Raw genomic sequence first — 16,599 nt, forward strand, 5'->3', positions numbered from 1 at the left:
GACAACGGTGCGTATGGTCACGTCGTTTTCTCCTTGTAGTTGACGCGGATCGAGCTTCGGGAAAGACATCGATGCCTGGAAGATCAGGCTGCCCGCATGGATTCACGTTCGAGCGCCCGGCCCGACCGGTCGAAACGGTGGATGTGCCCGGCAAGTGGCGCCAGGCCAAGCGTATGGCCCGGCTCATGACGGGCGACGCCGGCCTCCCGCACGACAAGCGGCTCATCCGCCCCAATATCCAGATAGACAAAGCTATCGGAGCCGAGGATTTCGGAATGGATGACCGTGCCTCTCCAAACCGGAGACTCGGGCGAGATGCGAACATGCTCTGCGCGCACGCCGATCGTATGGCTGTCATAGGGCTGTGCCAGCCCGCCCGACAGGAAATTCATTTTCGGCGAACCGATGAAGCCGGCGACGAAGACCGAGTTCGGGCTTTCGTAAAGTTCCAGCGGCGTGCCGATCTGCTCGACGACGCCGTCCCTCAGCACGCAGATTCGATCGGCCAGCGTCATGGCCTCGACCTGATCATGCGTCACATAGATCATCGTCGTACCGTGCATGCTGCGATGAAGCTTGGCGATCTCAAGCCTCGTCGCGACGCGAAGCGCCGCGTCGAGATTGGACAGCGGCTCGTCGAAGAGAAAGACCTTGGGATCGCGCACGATCGCCCGGCCGATTGCGACACGCTGACGCTGCCCGCCGGAAAGCTGTCGCGGCAAGCGGTCCAGATAGGATGAGAGCTGCAGCATGCCGGCCGCCTGCTCGACGCGCCGGCGGCATTCGTCTCTGTTGCTCCCGGAAAGCTTCATGCCGAACGCCATGTTGTCGAAGACCGTCATATGCGGGTAGAGCGCGTAGAACTGGAAGACCATGGCGATCCCTCTCTTCGACGGCGCGTGCCGGTTTACCGTCTCATTGTCGAAGGCGAGGGTTCCCGAGGTGATGTCCTCGAGCCCGGAGATAAGCCTGAGCAGCGTAGACTTGCCACATCCGGACGGCCCCACGAACACCATGAACTCGCCTCTGCGGATCTCCATCGTCACGCCCTTGATCACCTCGAAAGCGCCAAAGCTCTTGCGGATGTTCTCCAGTCGGATCTCTGCCATGTCCTTCTCCCTCAACCCTTGACGCCGCCGGCAGTCAGCCCCGAAATGATCCGGCGCTGGAATATCAAAACAAGCACGACAACCGGCACGGTGACGATCACCGAAGCCGCCATGATGTTGCCCCAGGGAATTTCGAACGCGCTGTTGCCCGAAAGCAGGGCGATGGCGACCGGCACCGTCCGTTGCGTATCGGACGATGTGAACGTCAGCGCGAAAAGAAACTCGTTCCAGGCGGCGATGAAAGCGAGCAGCCCTGTTGTCACCAGCGCCGGCCACATCAGCGGCATGAAGACCTGAGTGACGGTGACCCATGGCGAGGCGCCGTCGACGATCGCCGCCTCCTCGATCTCGATCGGCAATTCCCGCATGAAGGTCGTCAGCACCCAGACAGTGAATGGCAGCGTGAAAATCACGTAGGAAAAGATCAGCGCGAAGGGTGTGTTGAAGATGCCGATCCAGCGGATCAGTTCGAAGAGGCCTGCAAGCACGGCAATCTGAGGAAACATCGACACCGACAGGATGGTCAACATCAAGAGTGCCCGTCCGCGGAAGTGAACCCTGGCCAAAGCGAACGAAGCGGTGATCGAGAGCAGCAGCGATGCTGAAACCACGACGCAGGCAATCATCGCGGAATTCGCAAGGCTGCGAACGAAACTGCCCTGCCCCATGACGGAAGCATAGTTGCTGAAGGAGATCGAGGTCGGCCAATAATCGACTTGGAAAAGGGCCGTGCCGGTCTTCAGGCTGGTGAGGATCGCATAGTAGAACGGGAAAACCGCAATGATGACGATGATCGTAACGAGCAGGTAGAAAAGCGTGTTCCTGGTGATCGAAAGCAGCATCAGCGTTCCTCCCCGCCGAGCTTAACGCGGCCGAACCAGATATAGAGGACGGTGACAGAGGCGATGATAAGGAAAAGCACCGTCGAGGCGGTGGCGCCATAGGCGAACTTGTCGAAGTCGAACAGGTTCTCGCGCGCCATGACCGACATGGTCTTCGTTTGCGCATTGTTGGGCGTCAGAACATAGATCAGGTCGAAGATGCGCATCGCATCCAGCATCCGGAAGATCACGGCAACCATGATGGCAGGCCGGATCAGCGGCAGCGTCAGACGCCAGAAAACCTTGACCGGATTGACGCCGTCGATCTTGGCCGCTTCATAAATATCTCCCGGCACCATCTGCAGTCCGGCAAGGATCAGAAGCGCCATGAAGGGCGTCGTCTTCCAGACGTCGACGATCAGCACGGCGACCATCGCCGTTTCCGGATTTGCGGTCCAGGCGATCTTCTCGCTGATCAGGCCGAAGCCGAGCAAAATATCATTGAGAATTCCGAACTGATCATTGAGCATCCAGGCCCACATCTTGGCCGAGACGATGGTCGGAATCGCCCAGGGAATGAGGATTGCGGCCCTAACGATGCCACGCCCGACGAACTGCGCGTTGAGCACCAGCGCGACGATCAATCCGAGTATGGTCTCGATCGCGACCGAAAGGAGGGTGAATTTGGCAGTGTTCCAGACGGCAGTCCACCAGATCGGATCGGCCAGCAGGCCGCGATAGTTGGTCTTTCCGCTCTTCAGCGTCACCCACGACAAATAATTGGCAAAGCCGACAAACTCAGCATTGCCAAGGTCGTTGAGCGACGCATTCGTAAAGCTGAAATAGATGGTTCTGAACAGCGGCCAGCCCGCGACAACTGCCAGGATCAACAGCGTCGGCGCCAGAAAAATCCAGGCGGACCGGACGCGCTCGGATCGCAGCTCGGTAGAGGCTCTGAGCTTGGAAACCTTGGGTTCAATTGCTTGTGGAACTACGATTTCAGTCATGAAACGCCTTTCCGTTTAGCCCTCCGGAGACTGGACCGACGCCCTCTCGGCCGCCGGTCCCGCTACTCACCAGGCGTCGCCCTTAAGGGTCGTCAGGTCGGCTTCCAGGAGCTCGAGGTTCTCGGCGGCCGAGCCGCTGCCGGACAGCGTATTGTGCACTGCCGTCCAGAACTTGGAGGACACTTCGTTGTATTTCACCTTGGCTGTCGCCGAAGGACGCGGCACCGCATCTTGGAAGATGGGTTTCCAGTTGGGCATGAAGGGCTGCGCGGCGGCAATATCCTTGTCGTCATAAAGGTCGGTCAGTGTCGGCAGATTGGACAGCTCGATGGCGCGAGCCTTTTGCACGTCCTTCGACGCCAGGAATTTGACGAGCGCGATGGCTGCTTCCTGCTTTTCCGAATATTTCGACACCGCCAGGTTCCAGCCGCCGAGTGTCGAGGATGGCTTGTCGCCGGCGGCCGCAACCGGCAGCGTCATCACGTCGAACTTGCCCTTCACGGCGCTATCGGCGCCGTTGCCGAGGGAATAGGCATATGGCCAGTTGCGCATAAAGACAGCGTTACCGGTCTGCCAGACACCGCGCGATTCTTCTTCCTGATAGGCGAGCACGCCGGGCGGCGAAATCGTGCCGATCCATCCCTTGGCGCGTTCGAGCGCTGCCGCCGCCTTCTCGTTGTTGATCGAGATCGTGCCGTCCGGCTCGACGATCTGGCCGCCCCCCGACGACTTCACCCATTCCAGCGCGTTGCAGGTCAGCCCCTCATAGGAATTGCCCTGGAAGACGTAGCCCCAAAGGTCCTTCTGGCCGGCCTGACGCTCTTTATCCTGGACCTCCTTGGCGGTTGCGGCCATCTCGTCCCAGGTCTTCGGCGGCAGCTTGTCATATTTCTCGAGCAGGTCCTTTCGGTAAAACAGCGCCGGAGCATCGGTAAACAACGGCAGCGCCACGAGCCGGCCATTGACGGTCTGCGAAGCGATGATCGACGGGAAGAACTGGCCAGCCACATCTTTGGTGGCCTCCTTCAGATCAATGAACTGGTCGGCAAGCTGCGGCGCCCAGATGACATCGGTCTGATAGACGTCGATGTCCTTGTTCCCCGCGGCAAGCCACAAGCGATACTGCGAGAACTGTTCGCTGCTCGACGATGGCATGGTGACGAGCTTCACCTGATTGCCGGTCTCCTTCTCAAAAATCGCGAGCTGCTTGTTCAGGAATTCGACGTTTTTCCCGGTGGTGTTCGCGGCAAACGAAATTTCTGCGGCGTGGATGGGGCCGGCCGCGAGAGCAAGTCCAATCGCGGATAAGGCCAGAGCAAAGTTTTTCATAATCTCCTCCCAGAAATTGAAATCGATTTGGCAAACGCAACATCGCAGAAGGCTTTGATGACGTCAAGACACCAAAACCGGCTTCTGGAGGTTGTATTTGTATGATAATAATAGCCATGCTGCGCGGATAAGGGCGTATATCCGGCATCCGCAGCCGACATTTCAACGTCACATAATTGAAACCGTTTTCAATTTGAACTGAATCAGCACTTGCCCGTTGCGCATCATCAACGCATCGTCCATTGATTTCCCGGACAAAGAAGACATCGATGAAACTTCGTGAATTTGCAAAGCAGCTTGGGCTTTCTCCGACCACGGTCAGTCGCGCACTTAGCGGCTATCCGGAGGTGAGCGAAGCCACGCGCGCCCGGGTTGCGAGCGAAGCAATGCGGCTTGGCTATCGCCCCGATATCAATGCCGTGCGCCTGAAGACTGGAAGAGCCGGAGCGATCGGCGTCATGATGGGGCGTTCAGGAGAAATTCATTTTGCCGAATTCGTGTCGGGGATGGCGCAGCGCCTGGAAACGACCGATACGGATATTCTCATCACACCTATTACCGCGCATAATGACGAAGACGAGATCCAGGCGTACCGGCGCCTGGTCGAAAGCCGCCGGGTAGACGCGGTGATCATTCATTCGCCACGCCCCAGAGATCCGCGGATCGAAATGCTGAACAGCCTCGGCGTGCCTTTTCTGGTCCACGGCCGCTCGGAGACCGAGCACGTTCATGCCTGGCTCGATATCGACAATGAAAATGCCGTGCGCAGAGTGACCGAACACCTGCTCGATCTCGGGCACCGGCGCATCGGCATGATCAATGGCCTGCGTGGCAAAACCTATTCAATCCATCGCGAACAGGGTTTTCGGATAGCGCATCAGGAGCGTGGGCTCACCGCAGATCCCAGCCTGATGGTCTGCGATAAATTTTCCGACGAGAGCGGCTTTCGCCACGCCCGCTCTTTTCTGGAGAGCGCCAATGCCCCGAGCGCCATCGTTGCCGGTTCCACCATGACTGCGCTTGGTGTCTACCGTGCCGTCCGTTCGCTTGGGATGACGGTCGGACAGGACGTTTCCGTCATCGCCCATGACGACGTCTTCCCCTATCTGACGGCCGAGAATATGGTCCCGTCGCTTTCGACTACACGATCTTCCATGCGTGCTGCGGGCACACGCTGCGCCGAGCTGACACTACAGCTCATCGCTGGCCGCCCCGCAGACGAGATCCATGAATTGTGGCCCGTCGAATTGATCCTGCGGGAAAGTACCACGCCGCCGCGCTGACCGAGCAATCACTCGATGCACGACTGTGCTGCAGCCGAAGTCCATCAGCCGGCATCGCGCCGCACTCCACCATTTGCCCGCACCAGCGCCATCAGCATCGGACCGATCGCAAACTCGCCTCTCTCGGTCCTACGGGTGAGATCGCGGAGATAACCGCCGGGCGAATTGATGTGCCCGCCCCTTTCCAGAATGCAGGCGATCACCGTCGCGGCGTTTTCCGGCCCCATGCCGGCGCAGGCTTCCTCATAGGCCGAGGGGCTGACGCCGAGCATCGAGCGGACGACGACGGCCGCCGACATCAGGTCGCGCCAATTGCCGATCGTTCCACCCGGCCCATAATCGAGGATTTGCGGACAGGCCTGGAGGACGAGGCCTAACGGGAAGGATTTCAGCGTCTGTCCCGCCGCCGATTCAGCCGCGCCGGATTTCCTGCCGCTCATTGCGCCGGCCGATGCCGGATGTTTCAATCTTCGCTCGTCCTGCGGTCCGGCGACCGGGTCGTTATCGGTCGCCGGCTTCGCGCCCTGCTTCGTGTCGAAGCTTGGTTCAAGTTCAGAAGTGGAGTTGGGGTTTGAATTCTGTTTGTGGCGCTCAGTTTGAGACTCATTGGCGTCTAATTTTTGTAATTTTATATGTCTTTCCAGCAGGTTGACGGCTTCGTCGCGCAGCAGCCCCATCTCGTCGAGCAGTAAAGCCAATTCCTCGGCCCCCGCGACGCGTGGAATCCTGCGTACGAGACCGTGAAACATCAGCGACATCTGCTCCCAGTCGCCAGGCACACCTTCCTCGATCGCTGCTGCGATCAGCTTCGAGATATCCCGCCGGCACACGGTGAGGCGCTCCCTGGTCGCCCGGATGAGTTCTCGATCGGCAACCACCTCGGCGGCCAGGTTTTCGATTTCGACCGCGCGCGCCAGCAGTGGCGCGACGCTGAAGCCGAACGCCTCACCGATCTCCCCTTCCCTGTCGCGACGCGCATAGCGCTTTCCGTTCGGGCTGTCCTTGCGCAGGATCAGGCCAGCCTCGACCAGCACGGCAAGATGTCGCCGCAGCGTCGCCGGCGTCATACCCCGGGCGCGAAGCGAAAGCTGCGCATTCGAGGGAAAGACGATCAGGCCCTTCTCCTCGGAAATCTCGTCACCGGGATAGAAGGTGAGCAGCGCATCGAGCACCGTCAGCGCCCGATCGGTCACACCAAGCGCCGGCCGCGCCTCGCAAATCGCCCTGAACAGTTTCCACTTGCTACGTCTTATCCCGGGCTCGATGCTCTCGGCCAGTTGCTGGCTTGCCAGCATGCCAAGCGACATCGGCCGCCGCCCAAAGGGCGTCGTCACATATCCACTCTCCATTTGCCTTCACCTTCGTTCAGGCAAAAGAAAACAGTCCACCACTTTGGTGCCTAAGACGCTTGACTGTGATTCGTGGAAATGCGATTCTCGATGTGCTTAAGATCTGAGAAGGGCTTCCACGACGGCGTCGTTGGGGGCCTTTTTCTTTTGCGCGCTACGCTCCTCTGTGCTTTTTGAACTCCTGGAACAGAACCTGTAGCCGTTCCTGGACAAATTGGTCGAAACCGGGCGCAGTCTTGCCGTCGAAGACAAAGGTTGCGCCGGATGCTGTTTTTTTAACGGTCACCGGCACGCCGCTGACCTCGGATTTGACGACTGCCGGCTTCGATGCCGCGGCCTTTTTCTTTGCCAGAACGAATGCCCGGTGAAACCGCTCGTCGCTCGTCATCTTCCGCGCGTCGTCCGCGGACAACTCCGCGATGATCTTCTCGACATCGGCATTTTCGAGCTGCTCGCCGAGTTCCAGCCATCGCCGCCGGCCAATATCAGGCGCAGCACCTATGGCGTTGATGAGCGCCAACGGCACCTGCCGTATCACGATCAGCATCCTCGACAGCGCCGCCTTGTCGACGCTCAGCGCCGCCATGATGACGTCGCGGGCAAAGCCGCGTTCCTCGAGCCGCGACGCGAAGAGCGCGCGCTCGATATAGGAGAGATTGGTGCGGGCGCTGTTTTCCTGGCCTTGGCTGACGACCAGCTGGCCGTCGGTCAGGTCACGGACGACCGCGCGGACTCTGATGCCGATCTCTCTCGTGGCTGCCAGGCGGCGATGGCCATAGGCGACCTGATAGCGGCCTTTGGCTTCCGGATGCGGACGCACGAGGATCGGGACCTGCTGCCCATGCTCCCGGATCTGTTCGACCAGCTCGGCGAGCTCGCCAGCATCGAGCGCCAGGCGATCGCTGACGAAAGACGCGTCGATCAGGCCGGGATCGAGCTCGACGATCATCTGGCCCGCGGCAAGCTGCCGCTCCAGCTCGCTGGCGCGCTCCATCTTCTCGGTGATGTTGCCGAGTGTCTTGGTAATGCCGCCGACCGGCCCGCCACTGCGCTCCTGCGGCACGAAGCCGGCAATCGGACGATTTTCGCGCGGCGCGACCGCTTCCGCCCTTGCCGGGCTCGGTGCGGAAAATTCGATCAGGTTCTTGCGCGCCATCCTATCTCCTTCCCCAGGTGGAGCGAATATGCGCTTCGATCTCACCATTCACGAGGTTCAGCGACTCCAGCGCCCGATCATAGGTTCCGCGTGTGAATTGCGAGCGCTCGACTTCGTAGAGTGTCTGCTTGGTGACGCCTGCATCGGAAACGGCCGTCGATTTCACCATCGCGTTGTGGAGCATGCGATTGCCGAAGATCGCCCGCATGAAGCCGGTCATCTGGCTTTGCGGCCCGTCATTCGGTTCGAACCGCGTCACAAGATAGCGCATCCAGTCATAGCTGGTGCGCCCGCCGGCCTTCTCGACGACAGACATGAGTTCACTGGTCATCGTCAGGAACTGCGACATCGACATGACGTCGAGCATTTGCGGATGAACCGTGATCAGCACCGAGGTCGCGGCGCAGAGCGCCGACATTGTCAGGAAGCCGAGCTGCGGCGGGCAGTCGACGACGACGATGTCGTAAAGGCTCTCGATATCGGTCAGCACCTCGCCGATGCGGGCAAAGAACATCGTCTCGGCCCTACCCGATGTCATGGCCTTCGGTGTCTCGTGCTCGAATTCCATCAATTCGAGATTGCCGGGAATGAGATGCAGGTTCGGCGTATAGGTGGCGCGCACGATGTCGGCGATCGGGCGCGGATCGTCATAGCGGATCGCGCCGTAGATCGTTTCGCCCACACCGACGTCGAATTCCGGCTGATGGCCGAACAAAGCAGACAGGGACGCCTGCGGGTCGAGGTCAACGGCAAGGACGCGGTAGCCCCGGAGCGCCATGAATTGCGCGAAGTGGGCCGCGGTCGTGGTCTTGCCCGAGCCGCCCTTGAAATTCATCACGGAGACGATCTGGAGCTTTTCGCCCGGCCTGCGGGCCGGCACATATTTCGGCGTGCCGTTCCGCTCGTCGAGGACTCGGCGGATCCGGTCCATGTCGGTTGCGCTATAGAGCCGTCGACCGTTTGCCAGCGGATCCGGACCATGGCCATCAGCGGCCACCTGCCGGAGATAACCTTCGCCGATGCCGATGAAGGCCGCAGCCTCCGCCGGAGAAAATGTCCTGATCGTCTTCTGCGACAAAGGGGGAAAGATTTTCGCCTGATGCTGCTGAAGTTGATAGGACAACTCCTGCGCATCTGTTGCCAGAAGTGACGGGAGATGCTCTTGATCGTCTTGGAGAGCAAGCCTCGGCTGCATATTGGTTTTCCCAAATAACTGCGCAATTTTGAACGAAAGCGCCTCAGTTGCGCAGTTACTATATGCCGCGATTCGTGGCTGGATTACAAATGCTTAACCAAAACACGCATCAGAGCCACTAAAACCGGGCTCCGAAACCTGGAGGTTTGGCGGATCGGACGGCGGTGATTGGCACCGCTCGCGATGCCCACGGGCAAGGCCTTCATTCTCGTTATGAATCTGGAATTCATTGCGTTTTTGCGGCACGCTCCCGCGGCACAGACAGGCTCAAGGTAACCGTAGCCAGTCATCCGTCAGGTTTTGTTGCCGTTGATCAGCACGACACATCAAAGCGTCGTGCGGTTCGAGAATGCGTGGGCTTTCCGTCTTGCTGTTCGTACGGCAAACCGGCAATTTCACCGCGGCGATGGGCGATCGCTTTCGTCCAAATAGCGTCGGCCAACGCCACCTTTCGGCGGTATACCGATGGTCATGACACTATGTCCTTGATGAGCAGCCGACAATCCGCTTGGCTGCTTCTTAGTCCCGGTTAGCAACCACCGGCAAGCTTCCTTCGTTTGGAAGACGGGATTCAGTCTGCCGTGCGGCGGAGACGAGGCGTCGCTTTGCGCGGATCGAATGCCATTGTTGGTCGATCAGGACGCCGATGAGAATCACACCACCCATGACGGCGAAGTTCAGCGACGAGGGAATGCCGAGCAGGTTCACAAGGTTTTGCAACTCCTGCAGTAGGACGGTACCCAGCACGACCCCGACGATCGATCCCTCACCGCCACGGAGTGAAAAGCCGCCGAGCACGGCGGCGGCAATCGCGTAGAGCTCGTAGAACTGGCCATGGCTCGCCGGCGAGATCGAGCGCGTATACATGGCGAAATAGATCGCCGAAAGCGCCGTAAGCAGTCCGCAGATGACATAGGCCGTCATAACCAAACGGTCGGTCCGAATACCTGAATAGCGAGCAGCCTCTTCGTTCTTTCCAATCGCGTAAAGATAACGTCCGAAGACAGAGCGATGAAGCACCAGCCACATGGCTACGGCAATGACGACCATGGCAATGAAGGTGCTCGGAATGCCATAGAACCGCCCCGCGGTCAGAAACTCAAGCTGCGGAAAATTCTGACCGAAGGCAAATCCCGCCGTTCCGTCGGCCGTATAGAAGCGCGCCGCCCCGCGATAGATCAGGAGACCGCAGAGGGTGACGACGAAGGGCTGTAAGTTGAGCCGGGTGATGAGCCAACCGTGGACGGCGCCTATGACTGCGCCGAGCAAGAGAATGAGCGGTAACGCCAACGTCCAGGGCATATCTTGAACGGCAATGAAATCGACGAACAGTACGCCCAGAAGCGCTACGAGCGAGCCCACCGAAAGCTCGATACCGCCCGTAATAATGACAAAAGCTTGCCCCATCGATAGGATCCCGAACAGGCCGATCAGGTTGGCGGTGTTCGCAAGGTTGATCGGCAGCAAGAAGCGCGGGTTGATGATGGCGACGACGACGCCGACAACGATGATCAAAAGCAGCAGTCCAAGATCTTTCTTGATCATTCGAGACCCATCCCCGATACCCATAATGGCCGCAGCCGCTATTTTACGCTTTTGCCGACAGCAAGCAAAAGGACGCTTTCCTGACTGAATTCGTCCTCTTCGAGAATGCCGGCGATCTGGCCCTCGTGCATGACGGCGATGCGGTCAGAAACGCCAATCACCTCTTCCATGTCGCTGGAGATCATCAGGATCGCGACACCGGCATCGGCAAGCGCTCGCATCAGGCCGTAGATTTCATTCTTCGCGCCGATATCGATGCCGCGTGTCGGCTCATCGAAGATCATTACCCTCGGACTCATCGACAACCATTTAGCCAGAACCACCTTCTGCTGGTTGCCACCGGACAGAGTGCCGGTTCGCGTCGAAACGGAGGGCGCTTTGATACCGAGACGAACACGCTGCTTTTCAGCGGCCTCGATCTCCCGTTCAGCGGAGACCATGAAGCGACTTGAAATCCTGGGAAGATCGGCAAGGGTGATGTTCTGGGCGATCGGAAGATCAAGAAGAATGCCATTGCGCTTGCGATCCTCCGGCACCAGAAAGATGCCGCGGGCGACAGCGTCCCGAGCAGAACCGATCGCAATTTGGCGTCCGTCCTGCAGAATGGCTCCCCCGTAACTCCGGTCGATGCCGAAGAGTACCCTTGCAAGCTCGGTGCGGCCAGATCCGACGAGGCCTGCAAGCCCCAGGATTTCTCCGTACCTGATTTCCAGGTCAACGGGGCGGCTGGGATAGGCCTCGGTGCGCACACCATTTACCTTCAATGCGACCGGGCCTGGCGAACGCTGCGGTTTTGCCGTCCGGGCCGCGAGCAACCGGCCGATCATCAGCTTGACCATCTGATCATGGCCAATGTCCTTCTTGGCGAGCGTACCGACGAGCGTGCCATCGCGCAATACGACTACCCGGTCCGCTACGCGCTCAACCTCGTGGAGACGGTGCGAGATGAAGATCACACTGATACCATCCGCTTTCAGCGATTTGATGATGTTCAGGAGCCGCTCGGTTTCGGCCAGCGGCAGGCTGGACGTGGGTTCGTCGAAGATGACAAGCCTGGCCTTGATCGACAGTGCCTTGGCGATTTCCACCATCTGCTGTTCGGCGAGGGAAAGCGCCGCAACGGGTGTATCGGCGGAAAAATGTGCCCCTACACGCTTCAAGAGCGGGGTCACCATCTCGCGAAGCCGAGCGCGATCGACAAACTTGAAAGGTCCCGCTTTCAACGGCTCACGGCCCAGGAAGATATTGGCGGCGACGTCGAGATTGTCAAAAAGGTTGAGTTCTTGATGCACAAAAGCGATGCCGGATGCGATGCTCGTCTCCACGGTGAGGTGGCGAAGCTCTGCGCCATCGAGCAGGATCGTGCCCCGATCCGGAGCGATCACGCCGCCAAGAATATTCATCAGCGTCGATTTTCCGGCCCCGTTCTCGCCGACCAAGCCGATGACCTCTCCCGGCACGATGTCGAGCGACAACCCGTCAAGCGCCACGACGCCTGGAAAAGTCTTGCCAACGCCGGAAAGCGAAAGGAACGGCGTTGCAGGCGCGTCCGGTGACGGGATGTCTGAGCTATGATTCATTGCCTGTCCATGACTGCGGGTGCTGCGGCAAGAAACATTTCGCGGCGGGGAGTACCCCCGCCGCGAGAGGGAATTACTTTCCAGCCATGGCCTTCAGGTTAGCGGCATATTTATCGACGTCATCCTTGCCGATGATCACTGTCGGAATGATGATCAAGCCGTTGCTGGGAATACCGGACTTGTCGCCCTTGAGGTAGGCGGCCATCAGCTTCATCCCCTGATAAGCCCATTCGAATGGCTGCTGCACGACGGTTGCCGCGACCGTGCCTTCTTTGACGCCTCCGAGCGTGATCGGATCGTCGTCAAAGCCGACGACAGTGATCTGACCAAGCTTTCCGGCGTCGCGCAGCGCCTCATAGATGCGTGGCGTGTTATAAGAGTAGAAGCCGACCATGCAGGTCACGTCCGGGCTGGCCACCAGAGCATCCTCGACATTCTTTTTTGCGCGTGTCTGGTCGATATCGTCGCCGCGCACATCTGTCAGCTCGATCTTCGTGCCCTTAAGTCCGTCCTTCATACCCTGAATGCGTTCCTTGGCGTTATCGGCGCCGAGGAGCCCGACAAAACCGATGCACTTGCCGCCATCCGGCATTGCCTTCTTCGCGATTTCGGCTGCCTGCAGACCTGCGTCGATGTTGGATGAGCCGATATAAGCGACGCGGTTGGTCTGCGGCGCGTCGCTGTCGGTCGTGAAGAGAGCTGTTTGTGAGCCGATCTTGTTCAAGCCCTCGGTCTGGGTCTTGGGGTCGACTGCGGAAACCATGATCCCCTTGACGCCAGCACTGACAAGGTCTTCCATCAGGCGCTGCTGGATGGCTACCGATGCCTGCTCAGGGTACTTGAGCTCCAGTTGGTAGTCAGGCAATTCGGCCTGGGCTTTCTTCACGCCTGCTTCCGCGGCTTTCCAGAAGTCAGACGCTCCGTTGACAACGAAAGCAAGGGTCGGCTTATCGGCGGCATAAGATGCTGCAAGTGGCGCCGCGCTCACTATCAGCCCGGCAAGGAACAAGGCTGCATTCCATTTCAGCTGTTTCATGGCATACCTCCCGAGGGCCGCGGTCGCGCAGGCCCGTTTGCGATATACGGCCGGCCAAATGCGCGCCCCCTCCTAGGGCCGTCGCAGAGCGACTAGGCATTGTTTCCGATCGCCCCCTGACGGTATACAAGAATCTTAATTAGTAAATAGTATTATCAATGCGCATCAAAACATTTCATCCGGGAAGGGTTCGAATGAAGTTTTCCGCCAATGACGACCAAGAATTTCAACCCCTAACGTGATTGCCATCACTTTCGGACAAGTGCTAATATTTATTATCAAAAAATGCCTGTTACACTCAGAATCGGAGAGCGTTCCCGCGAATGCGTAAGCCCAGGACCCCAAAGAAGCCTGCAATAGAAAAGCCGGCCCGCGTGACGATGATGGACATAGCCGCGGCGGCCGGCTGCTCACAGGCGGCTGTTTCCTTCGTGCTCAACGACACGCCCGGCACCCGCATCTCACAGCAGACTCGCGACCGCGTATTGGAGGCGGCGCGCGCCCTAGGCTACATGGGGACAAGCTATACCATGAAGGCCTCTTATTCGGGCCTGGACAACGTGGTCGGTTTCGCCGTGGATCAGCTCGCTACCAGCCCGGAAGCAATTGTGGCGATTGAGGGCGCCCGCCAAGCCTCTTGGAACACGGGCAACGTGTTGTTGGTTACCCAGACGCTGGGTGATCCCGTCATGGAGCCAAAAGCAATCAGGGCCCTGACGAACGGGGGCATATCCGCACTCATATATATGACAATCTATACCAGAGAGGTCCAACTCCCCTCTTATGTCTGTGAACTCAACATCCCGACGGTATTGTTGAACTGCTACACGGCGGATCATGCCTTTCCAGCCGTAGTGCCAAGTGAAATCGCCGGAGGCCAGAGCTCCACCCGGCATCTGATCACGCACGGCCACCATCGCATCGGAACGATCACCGGCGAGATTTGGATGCAGGCTGCGCAAGACCGGCTGACGGGATACCGCCGTGCACTAGCGACCGCCGATATACCCTTCGATCCAGAATTGGTCGTTGAAGGCGACTGGTCGGCCGGTGCCGGCTACGCCGCTACGATGCAATTGCTTGCTTTGCAGGAACCCCCGACCGCGATTTTCTGCCAGAACGACCGCACTGCAGTGGGATGCTATGAAGCGCTCAAAGATGCCGGGCTTCGCATTCCCCAGGACATGTCGGTGGTCGGGTACGACGACGAAGAAATTTCGAGACATCTGGTACCGGCGTTGACCACTTCGGTCCTTCCGCACCTCGCCATGGGTCAGTGGGCGATTGAACATCTCAACCTGCAGACCATGCCCGGCAAGCGCTATCCAATTACGAAGCTCGAATGCTCGCTGGTCAATCGTCATTCCGTCGCTGCGCCGAGGGCCAAGGCGCGGCATATCTTCGATGGGGCACATGGCCCGCGATAGACTTGGGGCCGAGCCGGCGGGGCACTGCACGGCTGGAGCATGATCCCCGTCTCGGTCGGCATCACTCCCTAGTTATTCAATAGAACAGGATTCACCCTTTGGTGCGAAGACCAAACCGGCCGACAGTGTTGGAGCCGTCGCAAAAGCTTGAGCCGCCGCTGCAGGAGATTTGTTGAAATCTGCCGTCACGCAGGTCTTCGCCTCACGAACCGGGCGCTATCAATTTCAAGGAGGGGAAATAGCTGCGATAGCGGCCGCCATCTCGCGTCAGGAGCGGCAGCTGCTGCACGGCGGCATGAGCGCCGATGAAGAAATCGGCAAGCACGCCGGTACGCGTACCGCCTGCTTTGCGATATTGCGTGAAAACCTTGCCGGCGAGAAACAAAGCGGATCTCGGCATCGGCGTCATGTCGAGGGCGGCCTGTTCAACAAAGGCCTCCAGCGCCTCGATCCTCTCGTATCGAACCGCAAGTTCGGCATAGACTACATCGTTAATGAGCAGGGGCCCTCGATACTCGCGGCTTCGAGCTGCGCAACAGGCCAGTCCGACCATTCCGGGTCGTCGATTACGAGGTCCAGGAGCACATTGGTATCAACAAGGGTCACGTTTCGCCGCGCGTTAAAGCCATGATAGCGTTGGTATCGAGGCCCTTGCCGGCATGACCGCGCAGCATCTCGAAGCGGCTCGCCGGCCGTTTCTTGTCGGCACGCGTCAGGACCACACTGCCGTCGGCAGCACGATGAAAATCGACCTGGCTGCCAGGAACGATGCCAAGCATGTCCCGTACAGGCTTCGGAATGGTCACCTGCCCTTTCGCAGTAACGGTGGTGGTCATAGCGAACGCCTTCTGTAATACTCTCCAAGAAGCAGGTATTACTTCATTCAGCAAAATTCAAGAACGCCGCTAAGCCGCCATCGACTGGTAGAGCCACTCGGAGAGCTTCTGGGTCGCCACGCGCGCGCCGACATGAGGCAGCAACACGTCACCCGTCAGTTCGACCCCGAAATACGAGGTGGATGGATCGGTTATCACCTGTCGCTGGTCTTCATTCGCGGCGAGATAGATCCGGGCGATGTCATCGATGCCGAACTGTTCGGGGCCGCCGATCTCGATGATGTTGCCCAAGGGATTTCCTGTTGCCAGTTCCGCCAGGAATGCCGCGACTTCCCGAGCCGCGACCGGCCTCGCGGAGGCCGGAGGCAAACGAACAACGTTGCCCTCGGCGCCGATGTCGATCACGCCGTTGATGAATTCGTAGAACTGGGTCGAGCGGATGATCGTGTGGGGGCGAGTTGAAGCCCGAATGAGATTTTCCTGCACCGCCTTCGCGCGGAAATAATCGCTTTCGACGAGGCGCGGCGTGCCGACGACGGAGAGCGCGAGATAGTGCCGGACGCGGGCTTCCGCCGCCGCCGCGAGCAGGTTCTTCGTCGATGCCTTGAAAAAATCCAGCGCCGAACTGTCGCCGAAGGAGGCGGCATTGGTCACATCGACAACGACGTCGGCACATGTCATTGCCGCTTCCAGGCCCTTGCCAGTCACTGTATCGATGCCGAGCGACGGAGATGCGGCCGTGACGTCGTGGCCCGAGCGCCGCAGATCCGCCGCAAGTTGCGTTCCGATAAGGCCGCTTGCTCCCGCTACCACGATCTTCATGTCGGCCTCCTCTTTGCGTCATCCTCGTGCTTGCGCCGACGGAGAATGACCTGACCGCCGAGCGCATTCCATCATGCCTGAGGTCGAACGTCCGAGACGCAAGG

General features: G+C 59.2%; 14 protein-coding genes and 1 pseudogene. 2 read left to right on the forward strand and 13 right to left on the reverse strand.

Annotated elements, in window-relative coordinates:
• Positions 1-83: 83 nt before the first annotated feature.
• The 4 genes from AC13QO_RS19745 to AC13QO_RS19760 all read right to left on the reverse strand — a co-directional run bounded on the left by AC13QO_RS19745 (position 84) and on the right by AC13QO_RS19760 (position 4,266).
• Positions 84-1,109 carry an ABC transporter ATP-binding protein gene (locus AC13QO_RS19745; RefSeq protein WP_488541585.1) on the reverse strand — a complete coding sequence of 342 codons (1,026 nt, stop codon included), beginning with the start codon at positions 1,107-1,109 and terminating at the stop codon, positions 84-86.
• Between the two features lie 11 nt (positions 1,110-1,120).
• Positions 1,121-1,951: a carbohydrate ABC transporter permease gene (locus tag AC13QO_RS19750; protein ID WP_488541586.1), complete on the reverse strand. Its 831-nt coding sequence runs from the start codon at positions 1,949-1,951 to the stop codon at positions 1,121-1,123.
• Entirely contained in the window at positions 1,951-2,937 is a 987-nt protein-coding gene (locus AC13QO_RS19755; protein ID WP_488541587.1) for a carbohydrate ABC transporter permease, read from the reverse strand. The genes AC13QO_RS19750 and AC13QO_RS19755 overlap by 1 nt, the downstream gene beginning before the upstream one ends.
• 66 nt (positions 2,938-3,003) lie before the next feature.
• Positions 3,004-4,266: an ABC transporter substrate-binding protein gene (locus tag AC13QO_RS19760; RefSeq protein ID WP_085781625.1), complete on the reverse strand. Its 1,263-nt coding sequence runs from the start codon at positions 4,264-4,266 to the stop codon at positions 3,004-3,006.
• A gap of 269 nt (positions 4,267-4,535) precedes the next feature.
• On the opposite strand from AC13QO_RS19760, the gene AC13QO_RS19765 reads away from it, so the two are divergent.
• Complete coding sequence (locus AC13QO_RS19765; RefSeq protein ID WP_488541588.1) at positions 4,536-5,549, forward strand: substrate-binding domain-containing protein; 1,014 nt, start codon at positions 4,536-4,538, stop codon at positions 5,547-5,549.
• 44 nt (positions 5,550-5,593) lie between these two features.
• On the opposite strand, the gene repC is transcribed toward AC13QO_RS19765, so the two are convergent.
• The 6 genes from repC to AC13QO_RS19795 form a co-directional block, all read right to left on the reverse strand.
• Positions 5,594-6,898 (reverse strand): plasmid replication protein RepC, encoded by a 1,305-nt coding sequence (gene repC, locus AC13QO_RS19770; protein ID WP_488541589.1) that lies wholly within the window; start codon positions 6,896-6,898, stop codon positions 5,594-5,596.
• A 154-nt stretch (positions 6,899-7,052) separates the two neighbouring features.
• Positions 7,053-8,054, reverse strand: a complete 1,002-nt coding sequence (gene repB, locus AC13QO_RS19775) for a plasmid partitioning protein RepB (protein WP_488541590.1) — start codon at positions 8,052-8,054, stop codon at positions 7,053-7,055.
• A 1-nt stretch (position 8,055) separates the two neighbouring features.
• Entirely contained in the window at positions 8,056-9,249 is a 1,194-nt protein-coding gene (gene repA, locus AC13QO_RS19780) for a plasmid partitioning protein RepA (protein WP_085781629.1), read from the reverse strand.
• A 519-nt stretch (positions 9,250-9,768) separates the two neighbouring features.
• Complete coding sequence (locus tag AC13QO_RS19785; RefSeq protein ID WP_488541591.1) at positions 9,769-10,794, reverse strand: ABC transporter permease; 1,026 nt, start codon at positions 10,792-10,794, stop codon at positions 9,769-9,771.
• Between the two features lie 38 nt (positions 10,795-10,832).
• Positions 10,833-12,374: a sugar ABC transporter ATP-binding protein gene (locus AC13QO_RS19790; protein WP_085781631.1), complete on the reverse strand. Its 1,542-nt coding sequence runs from the start codon at positions 12,372-12,374 to the stop codon at positions 10,833-10,835.
• A 73-nt stretch (positions 12,375-12,447) separates the two neighbouring features.
• A complete protein-coding gene (locus tag AC13QO_RS19795; RefSeq protein ID WP_085781632.1) occupies positions 12,448-13,410 on the reverse strand; it encodes a sugar-binding protein in 963 nt (320 codons plus the stop codon).
• 323 nt (positions 13,411-13,733) lie between these two features.
• On the opposite strand from AC13QO_RS19795, the gene AC13QO_RS19800 reads away from it, so the two are divergent.
• The gene (locus AC13QO_RS19800) at positions 13,734-14,837 is read left to right on the forward strand and encodes a LacI family DNA-binding transcriptional regulator (RefSeq protein ID WP_488541592.1); all 1,104 of its coding nucleotides are present in this window, start codon (positions 13,734-13,736) and stop codon (positions 14,835-14,837) included.
• Between the two features lie 202 nt (positions 14,838-15,039).
• Here AC13QO_RS19800 and AC13QO_RS19805 read toward each other — a convergent pair.
• The 3 genes and pseudogenes from AC13QO_RS19805 to AC13QO_RS19815 form a co-directional block, all read right to left on the reverse strand.
• Positions 15,040-15,443 (reverse strand): annotated as a pseudogene (locus tag AC13QO_RS19805) (type II toxin-antitoxin system VapC family toxin).
• Entirely contained in the window at positions 15,440-15,673 is a 234-nt protein-coding gene (locus AC13QO_RS19810; RefSeq protein ID WP_488541593.1) for an AbrB/MazE/SpoVT family DNA-binding domain-containing protein, read from the reverse strand. The pseudogene AC13QO_RS19805 and the gene AC13QO_RS19810 overlap by 4 nt, the downstream one beginning before the upstream one ends.
• Before the next feature lie 69 nt (positions 15,674-15,742).
• Positions 15,743-16,495, reverse strand: a complete 753-nt coding sequence (locus AC13QO_RS19815) for an SDR family oxidoreductase (RefSeq protein ID WP_488541594.1) — start codon at positions 16,493-16,495, stop codon at positions 15,743-15,745.
• Positions 16,496-16,599: the final 104 nt, after the last annotated feature.

Source organism: Rhizobium sp. CNPSo 3670, from assembly GCF_057784555.1.